A 20,151-nucleotide genomic window follows, 5' to 3' on the forward strand; every position below is an offset into this window, starting at 1 on the left:
TCCAAGAGCCAATTCCGGCGTATGTAGGGTCTCAGATTCCCAGCGAAGTACTTGCCAATACGCGGCATGAAATCCTGGAAAACCTGCATCAGACAGCTTCTGAAATTCCAGGCGCGAAGGCTCGGCTCATCTCTGGGCACGCGGGTAGGGCTATTGTAGACTTCGCAAATGAGAGCGACGCGGATTGCATCGTCTTGGTTTCGCACAAGCCTGGTTTTGAGGACATATTCTTAGGTTCCACTGCGAACAGAGTCGTGCATCACGCAAGGTGTTCGGTTCACGTAATTCGTTGATCCAAGGTTAGCGACACAACCATATAACTGTATTATACCGTAGGCTACATCCTATCATCCCGAACTAAACGCCATCTCCATTTTTGTATCGATAACCAAAAATGGAGTTGGGAAATGTCACAGTTTCGGAAACTGATTTCTCTTAGAGGAACGTATCCCTCCACTACAGCATCTACTCAAGATCTCTTTTTGCGTGCAGCTGACTTCGCAAGACGCAAAGACCACCCACTGTGGATCGATGTGAATGGCGTTTCGAAGGCATACGTTGCATTTGAGCAGGCTCTTGAAGATGCATTGATCAATGCAGCCTGCGAGACAAATGAAACTAGCCCAGAGAGATTACGCAAATTCTTCGGCGATTTCGTTTCGAAATTTGCCTTGGCTTGCCCTCGCGGGGAAGAGTTTTTGCCCGACATCGCTCGTGTCCTTTTTAAAGATAGCGAACTTAAAAATTCATTGGCTGCAACAGCTATATTGAAAGTTCGCGGCCGCGATTGCCAATTTCAGGAAGACTTTCATAGCGCCGGGCGCCAAGTCTATGGGGGCTATGATCCGCAGTTCGGACAGTGACGCAAGCGATGCAGTCTCTGGAACTACCTGCAAGTTACGTCGATTTATGGGTCATAATTTTATTGAAGTCGTTACTTGTGCGTTTCCAGACGGTTCAAAAGGGCTGAACCGCCTCGGTTTTCCCGGAGACCGATTACTCTGTTTCAGGCGACTTTATCGGACTCATTGCACTGTTCATAGAATGTCTCCTCGGCTTCTACTGGCGAGATGTTTCCGATGGGTTGCAGCAGGCGGCGGTTGTTGAACCAGTCGACTCATTTGAGGGTTTCCCATTCGACAGCATCGGCGGTTTTCCACAGCCCTAACCGGTGGATGACCTCGGCTTTGAACAGGCCGATGATCGTCTCGGCCAGAGCATTGTCGTAACTGTCGCCGGCGCTACCGACCGAGGGCTCTATCCCGGCCTCGGCCAGCCGCTCGGTATAGCGGATCGACACATATTGGCTGCCCCGGTCGCTGTGATGGATGAGATCGTCACTTGGTCGCCGTTCATAGAGCGCCTGTTCGAGGGCATCCAACACGAACTGGGTCTGCGGGGAACGTGACGCTCGCCAGCCAACGATCCGGTTGGCGAAGGTGTCGATTACGATGGCCACACAGACAAATCCCTGCCAGGTCGAGACATAGGTGAAGTCACTGACCCGGAGCGTGTTTGGGGCCGGTGCCCGGAATTGCCGGTTCACCTTGTCGCGCGGGCATGGCAGTGCCTTGTCCGGCCGCGTTTTTTTCTGGGCCTTGCCGCGAACAACGCCCTGTATGCCCAACTGTCGCATCAGCCGTTCCACCGTGCAGCGTTCCACATCGAAGCTTTCGCGGCGCATCTGATGCCAGACCTTGCGCACCCCGTAGACCTTGAAGTTCTGATCCCACACCCTGTGCACTTCGCGCCGCAGGACGGCATCCCGTTTGGCGCGATCAGATGCACGATCCGGATCACGGACAACGGCCAGATGGTTGTAGAAGGTCGAAGGGGCGATCGGCAAAACCCGGCAGATCGGCTCGACCCAATACTCGGCCCGGTGATCGCCCCCTCTCGGGACATTGCGTCCCGCAATGCCTAGCCGGGCAGTGGATATACCCGATCATCGTTTCAGTGGGCGGTCGAGCTCAGCCTGAGCAAGATACGCGCTGGCCTTCCTAAGAAACAGCTTCAGCGTTTGAGATGGGTGCCAGGGCAAATCCCATCGTCTTTGCACGGCGCTGGAGGTTCGAGAGTACACGTTTCCGATGTCGCTCATCATAGGCAGCCGCACCTTGATCTTGATATGTCATGCCATGACGGATTGCGTTGTAGAACAGAACTGCGATCTTTCGCGCCGTGGCTGTGACAGCCTTTTGTTTGCCGACCCGGGCCGAGAGACGTCGATAGAACGCGCCCAATGCGGTGTCGCTTCGACCAAGAGTAACAGCGGCCAGTCGTAAGAGCGCAGCTGCGCGACTTGAAGATCGGCGAGTCCTTGAAGACAGCAGTTTGCCTCCAGAGATCTTGTTGCCGGGCGCGAGGCAGAGCCACGACGTGAAGTGCTTTGCGCTCTGCCACGCCCGCAAATCCGTCCCGCATTCGGATACCAGCTTGAGAGCCAGAGACGGTCCAAGGCCATGGATTTGCGTCAGGTCTGTGCCCAGCACACCGTAAAGCGCAGCTCGTATGTCGAAGGCAGGCGCATTGCGTTGCTTGCCTTTGAACCTGGCTTTTGGAATGGGTGCTAAGTCGCCATCTGTCCGCACGGTCAATGCGCAAACGGCATCTTCAAGCTTGGCATCACAAGTGGCAATCTGGGATTTGTAGAAGTCATAGAGTTCAAGTGACTGTGTCAGCGCAAAAACATGTTCGTCCCGGTCGTTCCCGATAAGGGCGGCTTTGATCGTTTCGATAGAAGATTTGCACCTCACATCGCGATACTCGGCCAACACATCAGGGTCACGTTCGCCTGCCACGATGGCGCGGATGATCTTCATCCCTGTCGCGCCTGTAATATCTGAGACGACATGATGAAGTTGCAGGTTCATCTCCATCAGGGCCTTCTGCATGTGCTGGATATGAGCGGCAGCATACTCCGTCAGCCGTTCTCGCTGGCGCATATAGGCGCGTAACGTGGCGATCTCTGCTGTGGGTCTGAAGCTGCCGCGCAACAGACCATAGGAATGGAGTTGCCGTAGCCAACTTGCATCGCTCACATCAGTTTTGCGACCTGGTACATTCTTGGCATAGCGGGCATTCACCAAGATCACCTCGAGACCATGCGCCTCCAAAATCTCGAACGCTGGTATCCAGTAAACGCCGGTCGATTCCATCGCCACAGTAGTGGCGCCGCAAGACTGGAACCAATCGGCCAAATCATGCAGGTCCTGAGTGAATGTTCCGAAGGCCCGTACCGGACTGGCATGAACATCCGGGTTCACCGCTGCCATGTGCATTGTTGAGCCGATATCAATCGCCGCTGCATTCGGATTGACCAACTTCAAATCCGGGTGGTCGCCGGTTCTGCGCCTTGTCATAGCATCTCCTCCGTTCAAATCGAAGGGCGTGGGCCATGCAAGTTCGTCATCTTCCTAACCGGGATCGCCGCGATAGCGGCGTCGCCACTCTCAAGTACGCATCAACCCATGTGCCACGTTTTTTAACGGGGTCCAGCCCACCAATAAGCTATCGGCAACTGCCCTTCGCGTAGAGCGTAGCATAAGCTGTTTCCGCCCCGCACAGGCGGGCAACGGCCCGGAACAGTTTTTTAGGATCTCATTGGCCTGACGCAGCTCCCGCACTTCGCGTTCCAGTTTCATGATCCTGGTCCGCTCTTCCGACGTCACACCATCCCGGTGGCCAAGGTCAGTTTCCTCCTGCTGAACCCAACGCCGCAATGTGTCCCGGCCACAGCCGATCTTCGGCGCAATCGCCTTGATCGCTGCCGCCTGACTCTCATAGCTGCCTTGATTGTTAAGCACCATCCGCACGGCCCTTGCGCGCGTCTCAGGTGAATAGCGGTTCGCTCTGTTGTCTCTTTCCATGGCTCCAATCCTTCCTCGATTTGGAGCCTCCGGAAAACCCGGAGCAGTTCAACGGTCGGCTAGTCGAATTGTAGAACGGAGCAAGGTGCCGACGGATACCAGACAGCTTGACGAACCGGTCTATACCTCGAAGAATATGGTCTTGCGGAACATGATCCTCAATCGAGAACTCGTAGAACTGTGACCCTTGTGTTTGCTGCCTTGGCCCCTTCATCGCTCATTCTCCCGTTCAGTACGGAAACTGAATCAGCGACTTGTGCGTCAATCAACGAAGAGTTTTTCGCCAGAATAAGCCCAAAACCTACACTTTGGGTTCAGTGATTAAGAGTTCATTGCGATGTTCCCTTCCATCCTTAATTGCAAAACGGATGACCGACGGGACAAAACTAGATTCAGTTAGGTTTTACACAATCCAGAATTTTCTGAGCAGCTAACTGAACCGACTTTCTCAACCGCATGAACTCTGAGTTCGCAGCCAGCCGGGCCTTTAGCTCAGCGTCCCCAAGTAGTCGGTTAATCGCATTCTCCAGCTGCTCCGGCGTCCAATCCCACCGATTCAACCTGAGCCCGACACTGGTTTCAACTGCTCGCTGGGCGTTATCGTGCCCGTCCCAGCAATAGGGGAGGATCAGCGACGGGGCCCCGAAATACAGCGCTTCGCAAAAGCTGTTGTTACCGCCGTGGTGAATAAACAGATCGCATTGTTCAACCACGGAAGGCTGCGGGAACCATTCCTGCAGATGAACATTGTCTGGTACTCTGGAATAGGCATCGATCTGGCCCCCGACATTGACCAGAAACCTCATGTCCATTGTCTTGAATACGTCGAACAGGCTTTCAAAGAATGTGACATCCATAGCACCCAGGCTACCAAAACTCACATACACCAGAGGCCCGTCGTTACGGGGCATCTGAGGTACACGGTAGGGACCTTCTTGGCGTACGCAGCCTTCGAGAAAGGTGAATTGTCCAGGACTCAGCGCCTGATCACGATCGTGGCGAATTATCGATGGCGCCAAAAGAAGGTTTTGATGCGGTGATGTTTCTAGGAACTCACCTTTAGGCAATAGCTCAAGTCCCCGATCCTGGCGAAATTTGTTGTAGCGAGCATGAATTGGGCCAAGGGTCTCCAGGTACTGGTCCCGGAATGCCGCGCACCCGGCCACGTCAGATGCCGGCAGGCCGGACAGGTACGGCGGTAGGCAGTTGTCTGGCAACTCGGTTTCCGCGCAAGAAATGACCCTGACCCATGGGCGCTCGGATCGTACGATGGCTGGGAACATGATGACGTTGTCGAGAACGACGACATCCGGGTTGATCCGCTCTAGCGCCGTTTCCAACCCCTGCTCAACCGATTCCGCAGTCTCGACGATTGCGCTCCAAACGGGCTCTACATAGGTGGCCAGTTGGTCAGTTGGGAGCATGCTAAAATGCGGTAGGTGATGACTCAGGAATTCCTGCCAATAGGTCTGGGTTTCCTCTTCTGTCAACTTTGATTGAACTGGGACGGCGAACTCGTCAAAACCGTAATCTGCGAATACGCCACCAAAGCCACCGTGGGTCAGGAAAACGGGGAGTGCGCCCATTGCGCGAAGCTCCTGAGCGATCCCCACACAATTCAGTGCAGCCCCAAAACTAGCTTCAGGGAAAAAAGCGATTAAAGGTGCTTCCTCGCGGTTCATCATTCACTCATCGGATTGACCCGCGGGTCGCTTGGACAAGCGCCGGCGCGCCACGATTGGCGACGCTGGGTCTTTGGTTCATTGAAAGCCGCAAATGAACCCTCATCTGATCCGCCGCAAGATCGAAATGACCTTGCTCGATGAAATCAAGTATGCGCAGATGTTCCTCAAGCGCCTGCCTCATCCGAAAGTCGATCATACCGAACGATCCGCCTGGCAGGTGGCGCAACCCATGATGGGCAATGAGAGCAGAAGCTAGATACTGATTGCCGGACGAACGAGCGATAAGCTTGTGAAAGGCAAGATCCGCGTCTTGGAATTCCTGGCTGTTGAAGGAGTTTTCCGACTGCGCCAGAAGCGCTTCGGTTTGGGTGCGGACCAGATCGGCGCGCTTGGTGTCCAACTTGAAACCGTCGGACAGAATGGCCTGCGGTTCCAGTATTAGACGAAATTCGTAGCTCTCAATCCGTCCTGAACGGTCTCCGGGCATGCGAGTGAACACCCAGGATTGGCCTTCGGCTTTCTGAATCACGCCTTGGGCTAGGAGAGCTTCGAGCGCACGCTGTGCAGCGCTGCGGGAAACTGAATATCGCCGGATCAGGTCTGTGACATTGATGGCGCCGTCCAGGCGTCGGGCTCCGCGATCTCGTAGGATGTCACCAGCGAGATCGGCACCTGCTCCAACCGAATGCTGGTTGAGTATCGAATGCCCCTTTTCGGGTTCGCATTCTAGGACAAACCCACCTTCTGCCGCTTTGCGTGCCATCCCCTCTTTTTCCAGTAGCCTCAATGCGGATCTAACTGGAGTGCGAGAGACGCTGCACGAATCAGCGAGGGTTTTTTCCACCAGCCTGTCGCCCTGATGCAAGTCGAGATCCATCGCAACGTCCAGTATTTTTTGAGCAAGTTTCAAGTGTTTGCTTGGCGACATAACAAGGCGGCTTTCGTCACTCTTAATTAATATACAATAAAAACGGTACTTTAAATGTCTTCATCGGGCCACACAAAAATGATTCAAAAAATTGTTGAGTTTTATTTAATCAAAAAATACCGTGATTGCATCACATATCTCGCCCCAGAAGCGAGCGCGGATGTCAAGGGAGGAAGACATGACCAGCAAGTTCACCAATTCGTTCCGTTTGCCATTTGCTTGGCTCACAGCCGGGGCGGTCTGCGCTCTCAGCGTATTCGCCGGAGCGGCCCAAGCAGAAAAAATCGTGATCTCGAACTGGGACGGTTACATGCCGCCGGACCTGCTGGAGAATTTCACCAAGGAAACCGGTATCGAGGCCGAGCTTTCGGTGCATGGCACCAACGAAGAAATCATGGGCAAAGTCGTAGCCGGTGGGGGCAAGGGCTATGACGTTCTTTTCGTCTCGTCGCCATTTGCCGAAGCATTAAACAACTTGGGGCTGGTGGCTGCTATCGACCACGATAAGGTTCCGAATGCGTCCAACTTGTATGACGAAGCTAAAGAACTGGCTCATGATCCGGGCAACAACTATTCAATGCCATACGCTTGGGGCACGACGGGCTTATGCTACCGGTCAGACCTGATGGCAGAGCCGACTTCGTGGAATGATCTGCTCAAACCCTCTGACGACCTGAAAGGCAAAGTGACAATGCTCTCGACGGATCGTTGGCTGATGGGAGCTGCCGCGCTAGCCCTCGGAAAGTCGCTGAACGATACGTCGGATGAGACGTTGGCGGCTGCAAAGGACCTGCTGGTTGCGGCGAAGCAGGATCTGCTGGCCTACGACGATGCAACTTTTTATCTGAAGTTGGTATCGGGCGAGGCAACGATGGTTCACGCCTGGGATGGCTGGTGTAACTACGGCATCGGTGAGAACGCAGACATCAAGTATACGATCCCATCAGAAGGATCGGATCTGTGGGTAGATGCGCTAGTCATCACGGATGCATCTGAAAACAAAGACGCGGCGCATGCCTTTGTGAACTATGTCTTGGGCGCGGATGTCGGTGTCTGGGTTGCCAGTAATATCCTTTACAAAACGCCGAACAAGGCTGCGATGGCGGCGCTGGACCCGTCCTTGATCGAAACCTTCCCGAACATGGGAATGTCGCCTGCAGACCTTACCAAGTACGAGCAGTTGCGCGATCTCGGCAATGGCCAGAAACCCTTTGCACGTACCGTGACCGAAATTATGGCCGCACAATAAGTGATCAAACCCTGAGCAAAACCCGACCCGAACAAAGGGTCGGGCCGATACGATATCACTCCACAGATTGCCAAGTATATGACCAATCGACTGAAATCGGTGATCTTGCTGGGGCCGGGCCTGGGTTGGCTTGCGCTTCTTATGGTGGTGCCGTGTGGTCTTATTTTTACCTATGCGTTCTTTGAACGCGGTATCTATGGCGGCATCGACTACGTCTTTACGTTTGAAAATTTTGTGCGGGCCGCCGACCCACTATACCTCGGAATCTTCCTGCGCTCGGCCAAGATTGCATTTCTGGCCACCATAATCGCGATCCTCATCGCCTATCCGGCGGCCTATGCCATCACGCTGGCGCCGCGGCGTTGGCAGACCGGTTTGCTGATCTTGGTGATCCTGCCGTTCTGGTCCAACTACCTAATCCGCACTTACGCCTGGATCGTGATGCTGAACCGCGAGGGCTTGATCAATAATACTCTCCAGGGGGCAGGCTTGATCGATGAGCCGCTGTCTCTGCTTTATAACAATTTCGCGGTGATCGTTGGACTTGTCTACAACTACACCCCCTTTGTGGTTCTGGCGATCTATTCATCGCTGAACCGCATAAATGTCGAAACCATAGAAGCCTCGGAAGATCTTGGAGCGCCCGCTTGGATCACTTTCTACCGGGTGATACTGCCACAGACCGTTCCCGGCATCGCGGCAGGTGGTGTTTTTGTTTTTGTGCTGTCGATCGGTAATTTCATAACGCCCGATTTGCTTGGTGGCGGGCGACTTCAGATGGTTGGAAACCTGATCTATGACCAGTTCCTGAGCGCCCGCGACTGGCCGTTCGGAGCAACGCTGTCGATGTTCCTGATTGCGATTATGATGGGGCTTTTGTTCGCACAGGCGGTATTGGCCAATCGCGCAGCGGGACAGAGAGGGCAGGACTGATGCGGGGCCGATCCAACATGGGCCTGAAGCTGCACCTGGTATTGTTTTATACCTTTCTCTATGTGCCGATCCTTGTGCTCATGGCGCTAAGCTTTAACCGGGCCGGACTTCCAACTGTATGGACCGGGTTTTCGTTGGAATGGTACGGCAAGTTGTTTGCCGCGGATCCAATACTGTCGGCGGCGCGCAACACGCTAATCGTGGCCTTAATCTCGACCGTTCTGGCGACATTAATCGGCACGCTTTTGGCGGTCGGTGTCGAAACACGGCGTAATTCTTCAGTTCTAGACGCGGTTCTGTTCGCGCCGATGATCATCCCGGACATAGTTTTGGCCATCGCGCTGTTGTCCTTTTTCACTCTGCTCAACATGACGCTCGGGCTTCATTCGATCATTCTGAGCCATGTCGTGTTCAACATTGCGTTCGTTGTCGCCGTGGTGCGAACGCGGATGCGCAATTTCGACCATTCGATACTTGAGGCCAGTGCCGACCTTGGGGCCAGCGAATTCACCACCTTTCGTCGCATTCTGCTGCCCGCCATCGCGCCGGGGGTTATTGCTGGGGCGCTGCTGTCTTTCACCCTGTCTGTGGACGAATTCATTATTGCCTTTTTCACCGCCGGTGCCGGGCAATCCTCGACCACGTTGCCGATGCAGATCTACGCAATGATCCGATTTGGCGTCACGCCGGAAATCAACGCGATGGCTACCATCGTCATGTTTGTATCGTTCACGCTGGTCTTCTTCGCGCAGCGTGCCGACAAAGAGGTTTTCAGCCGATGAACCAAGCGATTCAACTCAGGAATATAACCAAGAGATACGGTTTGGTGACTGCGATCGACAACGTTTCGCTGGATATTCGCGACAACGAATTTTTTGCACTTCTGGGCCCATCGGGTTGCGGCAAGACCACACTGTTGCGGACGCTGGCCGGGTTCGAAACACCACAGGAAGGACAGGTAATCGTTGCCGGGCAGGACGTGACAAATATACGCCCCAGCAGGCGGCCCCTGAACCTGATGTTCCAGTCCTATGCCTTGTTTCCGCACATGAGCGTCGAAAAAAACATCGCCTATGGGTTAGAAATGGAGAAATTGACCAAGGACGAAATCGCAACGCGAGTGGCCGAGGTTCTCGAAAGTGCGAAACTTTCGGGCTTCGCAGGGCGCAAGCCGGATCAGCTTTCCGGTGGGCAGCGACAGCGGGTTGCTTTGGCGCGCGCGCTGATCAAAAGGCCAAAGGTCCTGTTGCTGGATGAGCCCCTTTCAGCTCTGGACAAGAAACTGCGAGAAGAGATGCAGCTGGAGCTCAAACGGTTGCAGCACGAGGTAGGGATTACATTTCTGATTGTGACCCATGACCAGGAAGAGGCCTTGGTCATGGCCGACCGGATCGCTGTCTTGCATGACGGTAAGCTGGCGCAGGTCGGTACTCCTCACGAGCTCTACGAACAACCCGGATCGCGCTTTGTTGCAGATTTTATCGGCGTGATGAACTTTCTGGACGGAAACGCCGTCGACGGCGGTGTCGATGTCGACGGGGCGGGAATGCTGAGGGGTGTTTCCGAGCTGCGCGGTGCTGCCACAATTGCTGTGCGCCCGGAACGGGTCAACCTGATGCAGACCGCCCCTCAAGATGGACGCAACTGCCTTCCCGGCATTGTCGAAGAAGTCGCCTATCACGGGTCAGACCTGGGTGTGCATGTACGCGTTCGCGGCGGGAGGAGCATCCTTTCCGCCCGCGTGCCCGCCAGCCAAGCCGACCGTGAAAGTATCCAGCCGGGTCAGGATGTCCACTGCGTATGGGACGCCAAATATTCCCGCATCCTGCCCAACTGCTAAGCCAAATCTAACCGGAGACCTACAATGTCACAGAAAACCATCGCCTTCTTCCCCGAAGCTGCCTTTGGCCCTGCGCTGAATTCGGTTGGCATCGCGCAGGCCTGCGAGAAACTGGGCCATAAGGCCGTATTTCTAAGCGATCCCGGCTTTGTCGAGGTATATGAAGGTTATGGGTTTGAGGCGCATCCTGTTGCCCTGTCCGAGCCGATGGAACCCGAGGCGATGGCAAAGTTTTGGGAAGATTTCATCAACGGTCACATCCCAAATTTTCGCAAAAGCCCGATTGACCAGATCGATAACTACGTAAAGGATTGCTGGGAGGCGATCGTCGACAGCGCGAAATGGGCGCAAAAAGATCTGCCCGAGGTACTGGCAAAAATCAAACCAGATATGATCTGCGTGGATAATGTCATTATGTTCCCAGCCATCAAGCAGTTCGGCGTACCGTGGGTGCGGATCATCTCATGTTCCGAAAACGAAATCCCAGACCCGATTGTGCCGCCGCACTTATCGGGCTGCCGGGTGGATGACCGCGAGGGCATGGAGGCCTATGAGGCAAAGTTCCACGAGGTGATCAAGCCGATCCACGACGACTACAATGCGTTCCTGGCCAGATGCAACGAAGACGCCTATCCGATCGGAGAGTTTTTCGAAGCGTCGCCCACAATGAACCTTCTGCTTTATCCCGAGCCGGCAAAGTACGAAAGGCAGAACCCACTGGACCCGAACAGATTCCAGTATCTCGAAGGTTGCGTACGCGAAGAAGAACCCTTTGAGGTGCCAACGTTTAAGTCCAACAATGACAAACCACTTCTCTATGTATCTTTCGGGTCGCTTGGCGCAGGTGACACCGACCTGCTAAAGAGGATCATTTCGACCATTTCCAAGTTGCCCTACCGGGCGCTCGTAAATGTCGGGGATTACATGGACGAATACACAGACATTCCCGACAACGTGCACATACAGAGCTGGTATCCCCAGCCTTCAGTAATTCCGCAGGTTGACGCGGTGATACATCATGGCGGTAACAACTCGTTCACCGAGTGCCTGTATTTTGGCAAAGCAGCAATCATCATGCCCTATGTCTGGGACGGCCACGATAACGCCACTCGTGTTCAGGAAACAGGCCACGGGTTCGGGTTTCACCGATACGACTGGACCGATGATGAATTGGCTTTTGCCCTCGACAAATGTATCAACGATCCAGGAATGCAGGCGAAGATGGCGGCAACCTCTGCTCACATGCAGTCACGGCATGGCCCGACCAAGGCAGCTGGCATTCTCGACGACATCCTGAAAGCTGCGGAATGAGCAGCGCCCCGCATCTTTCCGAAATCTCGACCCGCACCGACCTTACGGACTGGGGATTACAGCCGGACATGATTGAAGGCCAGTCGCATTCATCGGGCTTGCTGGTTCACAAAGGCCCGGACAATCGGCCGGAGATCGGCGCATGGGTCTGTACTCCAGGCCGTTGGCGCCTAACGATCCCGCGTGACGAGTTTTGCTATTTTGTGCAGGGCCGCGCGGTGTATCAGTCGGATGCAGGCGAAAGCATCGAAGTTGCGCCCGGAACGGCCGTACTATTCCCCGCCGGTTGGGTAGGGGAATGCACGGTCGTGGAAACATTGCGCAACACTTACTACCTAACGGATCGCGAACCTGAATCATGACCACGCCAAGTATGCAAAACCCGCTCCAGCAGACTGACCTTGTCGATTGGGGGGTAATCCCGACGATGATTGAAGGGCAATCCCGCACGTCGGGAAAGCTGATCCACAAGGGGCCTGACGGCCGGTCCGAATGCGGCCTTTGGGTCTGCACTCCCGGTAAGTGGGAATGTCACGTCACCAAGGACGAGTTCTGCCACTTTCTGGAAGGCCGCTGTACCTATGTCCATGAAAACGGAGAGGTAATTGAGATTACGCCCGATACGGCGGCCTTTTTTCCGCAGGACTGGAAAGGCGTATGCACTGTCCACGAGACGGTCAAGAAAGTGTACATGATCCGCTAACGGCGCAATGCCTTTTAAACAAGGGGGCTGCCCAATGCGTGACCCGTTCAAATCCAGCTACTACCTAAACCCTCGGCATGTCCTATTGGAGGGTAGTGGGACCACGCTGGTCAACCCGTCTACCTTGCAGCCCGTCGGGGTTTTTGGTGAACCGTCGCCGCAGATCGTGGACCAGGTTCTGGATCGGGTCAATGCGGCGCAAAGGAAATGGTCTGCAACGGACTGCAAGTCTCGCGCGCGGGTATTGCATCAGATCGCCAACGAGATCGAAAGCGGCGACATGACTGAGGTCGCCCTTTTGATGACATTGGAAACGGGCAAACCTTACCCTGAATCGATCGGCGAGATTGCGAATATCCCGCCGGTTTTCCGGTACTATGCCGAGATGGCGCGCAATGACGCGGGCAAGATCGCGGGCACCATGCAAACTGGATCTTTTCAGTATCAGACATACGAGCCCTACGGCGTGTCCGTGCATGTGGTTCCATATAATTTCCCCCTCATTCTTGGCTGCTGGTCGATGGCCGCATCACTTGCGGCAGGTAACGGTGTTGTGTTGAAAGCCTCACCCGCAGGAACTTTGTGCACGATGGCGTTCATGGAGTTTTTTCAGGCGCTGCCACAAGATCTTATTGCTTGCGTGCCGGGCGGGGCAGACGTGGGTAAACAGTTGATTGCCAGCCCCAAAACCCATGTGGTCGCCTTTACAGGGTCCGTGCCGACAGGTCGTGCAGTCGCAGTGGCCGCAGCAGAGAGTCTAAAACCGGCAATTATCGAGGCTGGCGGGAGCGATCCACTTATCGTCAGTAAACACGCCGACATCGCGGTCGCTGCTGCCGGAGCAGTGACTGCTGCCTTTTTGCAGTCGGGTCAGGTTTGCACATCGTCTGAACGGATTTTTGTGGTCGATGATGTATATGACGATTTTGTCGACGAGTTCGTGGCCAGAACCCGGAAACTGCGCATCGGCGACGGCATGGGGGTGGCGGAAATTGGACCTCTGGCCTCCAAGGAAGCGCGAGATAAGGTCGTGCGGCTGGTGCGCGATGCAACGGAGAAAGGCGCGGTGGTTGAAGTAGGAGGCTGTATCCCGGATGATGCAGGGCCAGGTTGGTTTTTCGAACCAACGATCCTGACCGGCGTGACGGCGGACATGTTGCTAACTCAGGAAGAGGTCTTTGGGCCGGTCGCTTCGGTCATTCGGGTTAGCGACTTTGACCAAGCACTTGAACTGGCAAACGCGTCGCAGTTCGGCCTTGGCGGATGCCTGTTTACCAGCGACTTGGAGGAGGCATTTCAGGGGGTGAATGAACTACAGGTGGGGATGGTTTGGGTCAACAACCCGCTGGTGGACAACGATGCCTTGCCTTTTGGCGGTATCAAGAATTCTGGACTTGGACGCACGCTAGGCCTTCAGGGACTCGAGGCATTCAGGCGATCCAAGATGGTCGTGATCGACCCGAAGGCGAAGGAGGCGGACTGGTGGTATCCATATCCCGACGACTGGTTCTATTCAGATGACGTACAAGGCGGGAGAAAGCACACCGGCTAGGGTGATCGGTGCGACCTGATCGACTCTACAGCGGATGATGAGCTAACGGCAGGATTGTCCCGCCAACCGGAACTGCAAAGTCTATTTTAGAATGTCCAGTTCGGGTAGTCCGCGGCCCTCCGGCACAAGCGGGCCAATGGCTGAAAAATCCGCAAGACATCTTCAGCGCTTTTCTACTGTGGGTCTGCCATCCGTCCCAATAAGGTCATTTATCTAAACAACCGGGGCATGTGTACTGGTTGTCCGTTAGATTAATAGTTCCTCTGACATTCGACATAGGCCAAATCCGGCTCCCGCAACCGGGTCGAATAATCTCAACACAGGCCGTTCAGACTACAATTGATCCACTCGATCAATTGCTTAACGTCCTCATCTCGTCAGCCTCATAACCCGAAAGTCAGTGGCTTCGGTCAACGGGACAACCAGGCGACAATCTGGTCCGTTTCCGGTCTCCTGCGCGTGCGTTGTGGCATTTGAATCACCAGTCCTCGGTTGGTTCGAAACGACTTGGTATGCGCAACGATCAGCTCGCCCGTGGCCAGGGCGTCTTCGATCAGGCACAGGTGTCCCATCAGTATTCCTGCGCCCGCCTTGGCTTCCTCTACGGCCAGACTGTAGAGGGAGAATTGAGCACCACCTTCGGCATTATGCAGGTCATAGCCAGAGTGCTGGGCCCATTTGGTCCAATCTTCACTCCACACCAGATCGTGCAGCAACGGTAAATCCCGAAAACCGTTTGCGCCGCATATTTGGTCCTTAAGCGTCGGGGCACAAACCGGCACGATCTCGTCCGGGCAAACAACCACCTGATTTGCCGTGTCGTTCGGTGGAGCGAAGAAGATTGACAGGTCGAACAGTTCGCGCCCAAGGCTCGGCGGCGCTTCCAGCGCTGTGACGGAAAAACTGATGTCGGGAAAATGAGATCGGATCTGGCGTAGCCTTTTGGGGAGCCAGAGTTGAGCAATGGCCGGCAAGGCAGCGATATGAAAATCTGCATTGGGTTTAAGGTTGCGCAGCGCCTGGGTCGCGTCGGCCAATTGGTCAAAAGCCCGGGTAAATCCAGCAACCAGCGATTGCCCCTCGGGCGTGAGTTCTACGCCTTGTGCGTTGCGTCGGAAAAGGGGTGCACCGGCCCAGCTTTCCAGCGTTTTGATGTGTTGCGAGATGGCGCCCGGTGTGACGTTCAACTCTTCGGCCGCGGCGATAAAGCTGATGTGGCGCGCCGCCGCCTCGAAAGCGCGCATTGCGTTCAGTGGGGGCCCTTTGGGGCGCTTTGGGGAAACGCTCATCATCATAGCCTTAGTTTTTCTACGCCAAGAAATAACAATTCTGCTTTGCGAAGTCACGCAGCAGCGGCCACAGTGGAAGAAACAGGAGGATGTCAGATGACACTTGCACATAGAGACTGGGTGCCCGCCGCAAGCGAAACGCTGGTTCAGAGTATCTCAACAAAGACAGCATCAGCATCGTCCGGCGACCTACTGGGCCGGATCGCGCATCTGGCAGAGAAAAACCGCCGCATTCACGAGAAAGAGTGTTTCAACCTTAACCCCGCGACAAATGTCATGAACCCCAAGGCCGAGGCGCTTTTGTCGTCGGGTATCGGATCCCGGCCATCGCTGGGCTATCCCGGTGACAAATATGAAATGGGGCTGGAAGCAATCGAAGAAATTGAAGTCATCGCGGCCGAGCTTTGTGCAGAGGTCTTTGATGCCCGATTTGCAGAGGTTCGCGTGCCGTCGGGCGCAATTGCAAATCTTTATGGTTTCATGGCGACTTGTAAGCCAGGGGATACAATCATCGCTCCGCCTGCAACGATCGGCGGCCATGTGACCCATCATACTGCGGGCTGTGCAGGGCTGTTCGGGCTACGCACGATCGAGGCCCCGGTTAACACAAAAGGTTACACCGTCGATCTGGACCAGCTGCGCGATCTGGCGCGGGTTGAGCGCGCCAAGCTGATTACGATCGGTGGAAGTCTGAACCTTTTTGAACACCCTGTTGCCGAGGTGCGGGCCATTGCGGACGAAGTTGGCGCGAAAGTCATGTTCGATGCCGCGCATCAGTGCGGGATAATCGCGGGGCGTGCATGGTCGAACCCGTTGAATGAGGGCGCGCATTTCATGACCATGAGCACCTATAAAAGCCTTGGTGGACCAGCAGGTGGATTGATCGTGTCGAATGATGTCGACATCGCCAAAGCATTGGATGCCATTGCTTTTCCCGGGATGACGGCCAATTTCGATGCCGCCAAAACGGCTGCGCTTGCGGTTACGATGCTGGATTGGAAAGATTTTGGCCAGGCGTACGCGAACGAGATGATTGCACTGTCAAAAGCACTTGCCGCCGCGTTGGATGCGCGGGGCGTTCGCGTTTATGCGGGTGCGGAAGGCTTCACCAATTCGCATCAGTTCGCGGTTCTGGCAGAGCCCTATGGCGGAGGGCAGGCCGCATCAAAGAAACTTCGCGAAAGCGGGTTCCTTGCGTGCGGCATCGGATTGCCTGTCAAGCCGATTGAAGGGGACTTGAATGGGTTGCGGATCGGCACTCCTGAATTGGTTCGCTGGGGCATGACCTCTCAAGATGCCGAGCGCCTCGCCGATTTGATCAGGCGAGGACTGGACGGCGAGCCTGTTGCTTTGGAAGCCTCTGCCTGGCGCAGTGAATTCGACACGCTGCATTTCGTGAACTAGGCGCAAGCGGCCACCACAATCGCCCGGTCTGGTGGCTGCTCTTAACTGTTTTCCTGAATAATCGCCTCAATTCTGGCCAATGAAGCAGAGTTGACGGCGACACCTTTTTGACCTGCCGCAAAGCGACATGCACGGCGCCCATCTCCGGGCAAGTGCGCGCCGTCCTGATTTCTGATCGACGCGACCAAGTCCGAAATTGCGTTTGAAAACAGTCCATTTGACGAAACCGCAGGGTCAATAGCGATGAAGAACTGCCCGGTTTTCGGTGGACCCCCGACCGTCCCCGAGAACGGAGAGGCATGCAGCCCAAGTGTAGACCCCGTCAAAGCGGCCGCCATGATTTCAGTCAGCAAAGCGATACCCACACCTTTGTATCCGCCGGATGGGGCCATGCTTCCTTTCAGACCGACATTCGGGTCTGTTGTCGGGTTTCCATCCGGGTCCAGCGCCCAGCCGACCGGAATGGCTTTGCCTTCTCTGGCGTGTTTCATCACTTCGCTTTTGGCGATGGTGCTGGCGCTCTGGTCGATCAGCAACGCGGGTTGTCCGTCTGGACCCGGTACCGCAACAGAGAACGGGTTGGTGCCGACAACGGGCTTCGATCCACCCGAAGGAGCAATGGATGCAGGTGCATTGGTGAATCCAAGACCAACCAGGCCCGCCTGCGCCAGTCGATACGTGTGATAACCCAACACACCGCAATTGTAGCTGTTGGTGATCGCAAGGGCCGCGATGCCCTGTTCGCGTGCCGCCGTGATCAATGCTTCGAAGCCCAGGTCAATGGCTGCATGTGCGAACCCGGTCGCAGCGTCTACACGGATAAGGCCGGGGCGCGGGGTTTCCAGCGTCGGTACTGCCTGACCGTCGACCTTCCCGCATTGTACATGTTCACAGTAGATCGGGATATAAGCCAGACCATGACTGGCCACCCCATCTGCTTCGGTTGCCGCCGTGGCCACGGCCAGAGGGCGCGCGTTTTCTTCACTTGTGCCAGCGGCAACCAACGCGGTGAAGGACAGCTTTTCGATTTCGGCAAGCGACAGGGTTTGGGTCTCGGTCATCTGATGATCCTTCAGTCATTGTCCGACAGGCCGGAACCAGCGCCAAGCAGTCGGGATTCTTCAGTTGCAGGGGCATATGTACGGTGCGCCATGGAGTTGAGAATCTGCCACACCTCTGCATTTGGGGCGGCACGGCTTTGCAGAGGACGACTGTTTTGAATGTGGCCGCCCTCAGTTATCTCAACATGATCAGCGCGGTCTAAATTGCAGTCTGCGCAGCTTAAATGAACACCATCAGTTATCGCAGCATACCCGTCAAAGGTGACTTTTACTGTCGTTCCCAGTTTTTTGGCCCCCGCAGCGACAAAGGGCAGCAACAGCAGCGGTGCCGCGAGATTTGAAATCGAAATGGTGCCTTGGGACAGGACGGTCGGTGAATCCGATATCGCAGCTCCGGTCATCAGGGGGCACAGGTCTTGTTGGCCAACCCATACTCCGTTCTGAAGCACAGGAATGTGGCGTTCCAGACAGGGCGCATATTCACGTTTGAGCAGTTGGGCCAGAATGGCGGGCCCGTCGAACCCTTGGCCGTTTAGCCACCGGGTGGCTTTCGCAGCCTCTTCCGCCACGCCCCAGGCATATCCGGCCCCACGGGTTGCGCGTTTGGCTGTTGCTTCGACTTCGTTCAATGAAAAGGTCATTGCGCAACCTCCGGATAAACCCACAAATCTGCGTTCGCGGTATTTAGCTCATCGGGGTAGGGGGCGCCGGCATACATGCAGATGCGGACCCAGCGATCTGAACGAGGGTCGAAATGCGTTGCGCCAAAGAAGGATAGTTTTGCGCGCAACATATCGATGGGCATCACATTCGCGCCGATTGTGTTGTCATGGATCTCACCATATGGCGCGACACGGCTGATTTGTGCGCGGCGTACGGTGTGGCGGTGCTCAGGGTGGCGCATAAGAAACTCTGCTATCGGCGCATCATCCGGCCACTCTTGCAAAGCCTTGAAAGCCATCGCCGCATCACGCGCGGGCGCGAGCGGTTGTTCATAGTCTGCAATCGGTTCTTCAAACCGTTCACCCAGTCGGGGTTCCAGTTTCTCTTCCGAAACGTACCAGGCCCGCGCGCAGTTTTTCGGATCACTCCAATCAAGGTCCAGCGCCCAGTCAAAGCTTTGGCGGATCAAGTCGCGCACATCGGATACCCGCATCGCTCCATCAATCACCTGTGCAGCCGCATTTGTGTCCGCCATGCAGCTGGACAGCCCGTCCACGACATCTCCGTAAGGCTCAAGGATCAGCGAGGCCAGCAACTCCTGGCCTTCTTCGCTGAGCGCAGTTTCCGACCATCGGATCATGCGATCCCACGGATGGTCTCGTGTCAGGTCGTCTGTAGCCAGAAATACGTCGATCGAATTCAGGTCGTCCTTTAGCGCAGCGAGTTTTTCAACCTGTATCGGGTGTTCAGATTGCCACCACGTGATTGACTGTTTGCTGCGCGCGAAAACGTCGCGAAAGACACGCGCGTCTTTTCCGGTTGCTGTCTCAATTGACCGCACGCGCGAGATGGCCTCTTCCCGCGCCATGATCCAGTTGTTGAACAGAACGGGATGGTTCACGATGAACGGCGCCATTCCCAGTCCTGTGGAATTTCCGATGCCCAGCCAGCGTGCGATTTCAGGATTAAGCGCAGAGGTCTGATCCCCGCCTTTGACCTGCGCCATACATTGCACCAGATCGCGTACAAAAACTCGGGTCAGATAGACTGACAGCATTTCGATCTGGAAGGGACCACTGACCTCATTCCGGTCCGCCGTTTTCTCACGATCCGCAGCGCCGAATTTGCCCGACCCGTAAACAGCCGTGGTCCTCATCAGATAGCCGACCTGATAAATCTGTTCCAGGTCCGGTTGCTGGCCCGCAGCCAGACGATCCACCACATGAGCCCAGAGTCGCACGGAACGGTTGGCGCGTGACAGTGACAATTCGGTTTCGCTGACACGCCCTGCCTCTTGCAGCGGTACGTTCAGGGACAGGCGATCAATGTCTTCTGGCGTCGGGATGCCATCAAACAGCGCAAAGGTGGCGTCCCACGCTTCGGCAATAACCCGGTCTGACCGTTGATCGGCAGGCAGGTCATGGGCAAAGGCGACCAGCGAGTAGGCGCGATCGGGGCCTTGCGCGGTATAGACCGCGTGGCCGACACCTTTGTCGTCAATTTCAAATGCAGGGCGCGAAAATCTCCATTTTTCATCGGCCATGCGGCGTGTCAGTTGCCGCATAAAGCTGAGCCGACATTGGTGTAGTGATCCCAGTCGTGACAGTCGCATGACCATAGAGGGGTCACGTCTGGCGATCTCTGTCTGCGCGTGTGGTTCCATT

The 20,151-nt window shown here is 55.5% G+C and carries 18 protein-coding genes and 3 pseudogenes; 11 read left to right on the forward strand and 10 right to left on the reverse strand.

Annotation, left to right across the window (positions count from 1 at the left end; all coding sequences use genetic code 11):
* Window positions 1-83 precede the first annotated feature (83 nt).
* Together ACR0ID_RS14335 and ACR0ID_RS14340 are read left to right on the forward strand one after the other, a co-directional pair.
* The gene (locus ACR0ID_RS14335) at window positions 84-293 is read left to right on the forward strand and encodes a universal stress protein (protein ID WP_480606576.1); all 210 of its coding nucleotides are present in this window, start codon (window positions 84-86) and stop codon (window positions 291-293) included.
* A 114-nt stretch (window positions 294-407) separates the two neighbouring features.
* Window positions 408-863 (forward strand): hypothetical protein, encoded by a 456-nt coding sequence (locus tag ACR0ID_RS14340; protein ID WP_480520140.1) that lies wholly within the window; start codon window positions 408-410, stop codon window positions 861-863.
* Between the two features lie 143 nt (window positions 864-1,006).
* On the opposite strand, the pseudogene ACR0ID_RS14345 reads toward ACR0ID_RS14340, so the two are convergent.
* From ACR0ID_RS14345 to ACR0ID_RS14370, 6 genes and pseudogenes are all read right to left on the reverse strand, one after another.
* Window positions 1,007-1,888 (reverse strand): annotated as a pseudogene (locus ACR0ID_RS14345) (IS3 family transposase); the annotation flags it as partial.
* Between the two features lie 112 nt (window positions 1,889-2,000).
* Complete coding sequence (locus ACR0ID_RS14350; RefSeq protein ID WP_480606419.1) at window positions 2,001-3,362, reverse strand: IS110 family RNA-guided transposase; 1,362 nt, start codon at window positions 3,360-3,362, stop codon at window positions 2,001-2,003.
* A 219-nt stretch (window positions 3,363-3,581) separates the two neighbouring features.
* Window positions 3,582-3,869, reverse strand: a pseudogene (locus ACR0ID_RS14355) (transposase); the annotation flags it as partial.
* Between the two features lie 52 nt (window positions 3,870-3,921).
* Window positions 3,922-4,083, reverse strand: a pseudogene (locus ACR0ID_RS14360) (IS5/IS1182 family transposase); the annotation flags it as partial.
* A 178-nt stretch (window positions 4,084-4,261) separates the two neighbouring features.
* A complete protein-coding gene (locus ACR0ID_RS14365; RefSeq protein ID WP_480606422.1) occupies window positions 4,262-5,551 on the reverse strand; it encodes a nucleotide disphospho-sugar-binding domain-containing protein in 1,290 nt (429 codons plus the stop codon).
* A 7-nt stretch (window positions 5,552-5,558) separates the two neighbouring features.
* Window positions 5,559-6,482: a GntR family transcriptional regulator gene (locus tag ACR0ID_RS14370; RefSeq protein WP_480474650.1), complete on the reverse strand. Its 924-nt coding sequence runs from the start codon at window positions 6,480-6,482 to the stop codon at window positions 5,559-5,561.
* 178 nt (window positions 6,483-6,660) lie between these two features.
* On the opposite strand from ACR0ID_RS14370, the gene ACR0ID_RS14375 reads away from it, so the two are divergent.
* The 8 genes from ACR0ID_RS14375 (at window position 6,661) to ACR0ID_RS14410 (ending at window position 14,070) form a co-directional block, all read left to right on the forward strand.
* Entirely contained in the window at window positions 6,661-7,731 is a 1,071-nt protein-coding gene (locus tag ACR0ID_RS14375) for a polyamine ABC transporter substrate-binding protein (RefSeq protein WP_480606425.1), read from the forward strand.
* 78 nt (window positions 7,732-7,809) lie between these two features.
* Window positions 7,810-8,664 carry an ABC transporter permease gene (locus ACR0ID_RS14380; RefSeq protein WP_480606428.1) on the forward strand — a complete coding sequence of 285 codons (855 nt, stop codon included), beginning with the start codon at window positions 7,810-7,812 and terminating at the stop codon, window positions 8,662-8,664.
* On the forward strand, window positions 8,664-9,446 hold the full coding sequence (locus ACR0ID_RS14385) for an ABC transporter permease (RefSeq protein WP_480520132.1): 783 nt from the start codon (window positions 8,664-8,666) through the stop codon (window positions 9,444-9,446). The genes ACR0ID_RS14380 and ACR0ID_RS14385 overlap by 1 nt, the downstream gene beginning before the upstream one ends.
* Window positions 9,447-9,490: 44 nt before the next feature.
* Window positions 9,491-10,504 (forward strand): ABC transporter ATP-binding protein, encoded by a 1,014-nt coding sequence (locus ACR0ID_RS14390; protein ID WP_480606431.1) that lies wholly within the window; start codon window positions 9,491-9,493, stop codon window positions 10,502-10,504.
* Window positions 10,505-10,528: 24 nt separating this feature from the next.
* Window positions 10,529-11,815 (forward strand): glycosyltransferase, encoded by a 1,287-nt coding sequence (locus ACR0ID_RS14395; RefSeq protein ID WP_480474660.1) that lies wholly within the window; start codon window positions 10,529-10,531, stop codon window positions 11,813-11,815.
* Complete coding sequence (locus tag ACR0ID_RS14400) at window positions 11,812-12,177, forward strand: cupin domain-containing protein (RefSeq protein ID WP_480606434.1); 366 nt, start codon at window positions 11,812-11,814, stop codon at window positions 12,175-12,177. Before ACR0ID_RS14395 ends, ACR0ID_RS14400 begins: the two co-directional genes overlap by 4 nt.
* On the forward strand, window positions 12,174-12,518 hold the full coding sequence (locus ACR0ID_RS14405) for a cupin domain-containing protein (protein ID WP_480474664.1): 345 nt from the start codon (window positions 12,174-12,176) through the stop codon (window positions 12,516-12,518). Before ACR0ID_RS14400 ends, ACR0ID_RS14405 begins: the two co-directional genes overlap by 4 nt.
* 34 nt (window positions 12,519-12,552) lie before the next feature.
* A complete protein-coding gene (locus tag ACR0ID_RS14410; RefSeq protein ID WP_480606437.1) occupies window positions 12,553-14,070 on the forward strand; it encodes an aldehyde dehydrogenase family protein in 1,518 nt (505 codons plus the stop codon).
* A gap of 410 nt (window positions 14,071-14,480) precedes the next feature.
* On the opposite strand, the gene ACR0ID_RS14415 is transcribed toward ACR0ID_RS14410, so the two are convergent.
* Window positions 14,481-15,359 (reverse strand): LysR family transcriptional regulator, encoded by an 879-nt coding sequence (locus ACR0ID_RS14415; RefSeq protein WP_480606440.1) that lies wholly within the window; start codon window positions 15,357-15,359, stop codon window positions 14,481-14,483.
* A gap of 96 nt (window positions 15,360-15,455) precedes the next feature.
* Here ACR0ID_RS14415 and ACR0ID_RS14420 point away from each other — a divergent pair, with 96 nt between their 5' ends.
* Window positions 15,456-16,763 carry an aminotransferase class I/II-fold pyridoxal phosphate-dependent enzyme gene (locus ACR0ID_RS14420; protein ID WP_480606443.1) on the forward strand — a complete coding sequence of 436 codons (1,308 nt, stop codon included), beginning with the start codon at window positions 15,456-15,458 and terminating at the stop codon, window positions 16,761-16,763.
* Window positions 16,764-16,804: 41 nt separating this feature from the next.
* Here the strand turns inward: ACR0ID_RS14420 and ACR0ID_RS14425 are convergent, their stop codons facing one another.
* Genes ACR0ID_RS14425 through ACR0ID_RS14435 form a run of 3 tightly spaced genes read right to left on the reverse strand, consistent with a single transcriptional unit; the run spans window position 16,805 to window position 20,150 of the window.
* Window positions 16,805-17,824 carry an Ldh family oxidoreductase gene (locus tag ACR0ID_RS14425; protein ID WP_480606446.1) on the reverse strand — a complete coding sequence of 340 codons (1,020 nt, stop codon included), beginning with the start codon at window positions 17,822-17,824 and terminating at the stop codon, window positions 16,805-16,807.
* Between the two features lie 11 nt (window positions 17,825-17,835).
* Complete coding sequence (locus ACR0ID_RS14430; protein ID WP_480555326.1) at window positions 17,836-18,465, reverse strand: DUF3726 domain-containing protein; 630 nt, start codon at window positions 18,463-18,465, stop codon at window positions 17,836-17,838.
* Window positions 18,462-20,150, reverse strand: a complete 1,689-nt coding sequence (locus ACR0ID_RS14435; protein ID WP_480606449.1) for a hypothetical protein — start codon at window positions 20,148-20,150, stop codon at window positions 18,462-18,464. Before ACR0ID_RS14435 ends, ACR0ID_RS14430 begins: the two co-directional genes overlap by 4 nt.
* Between the last annotated feature and the right edge of the window lies 1 nt (window position 20,151).

The sequence above is a fragment of the Ruegeria sp. AL2 genome (genome assembly GCF_056540845.1).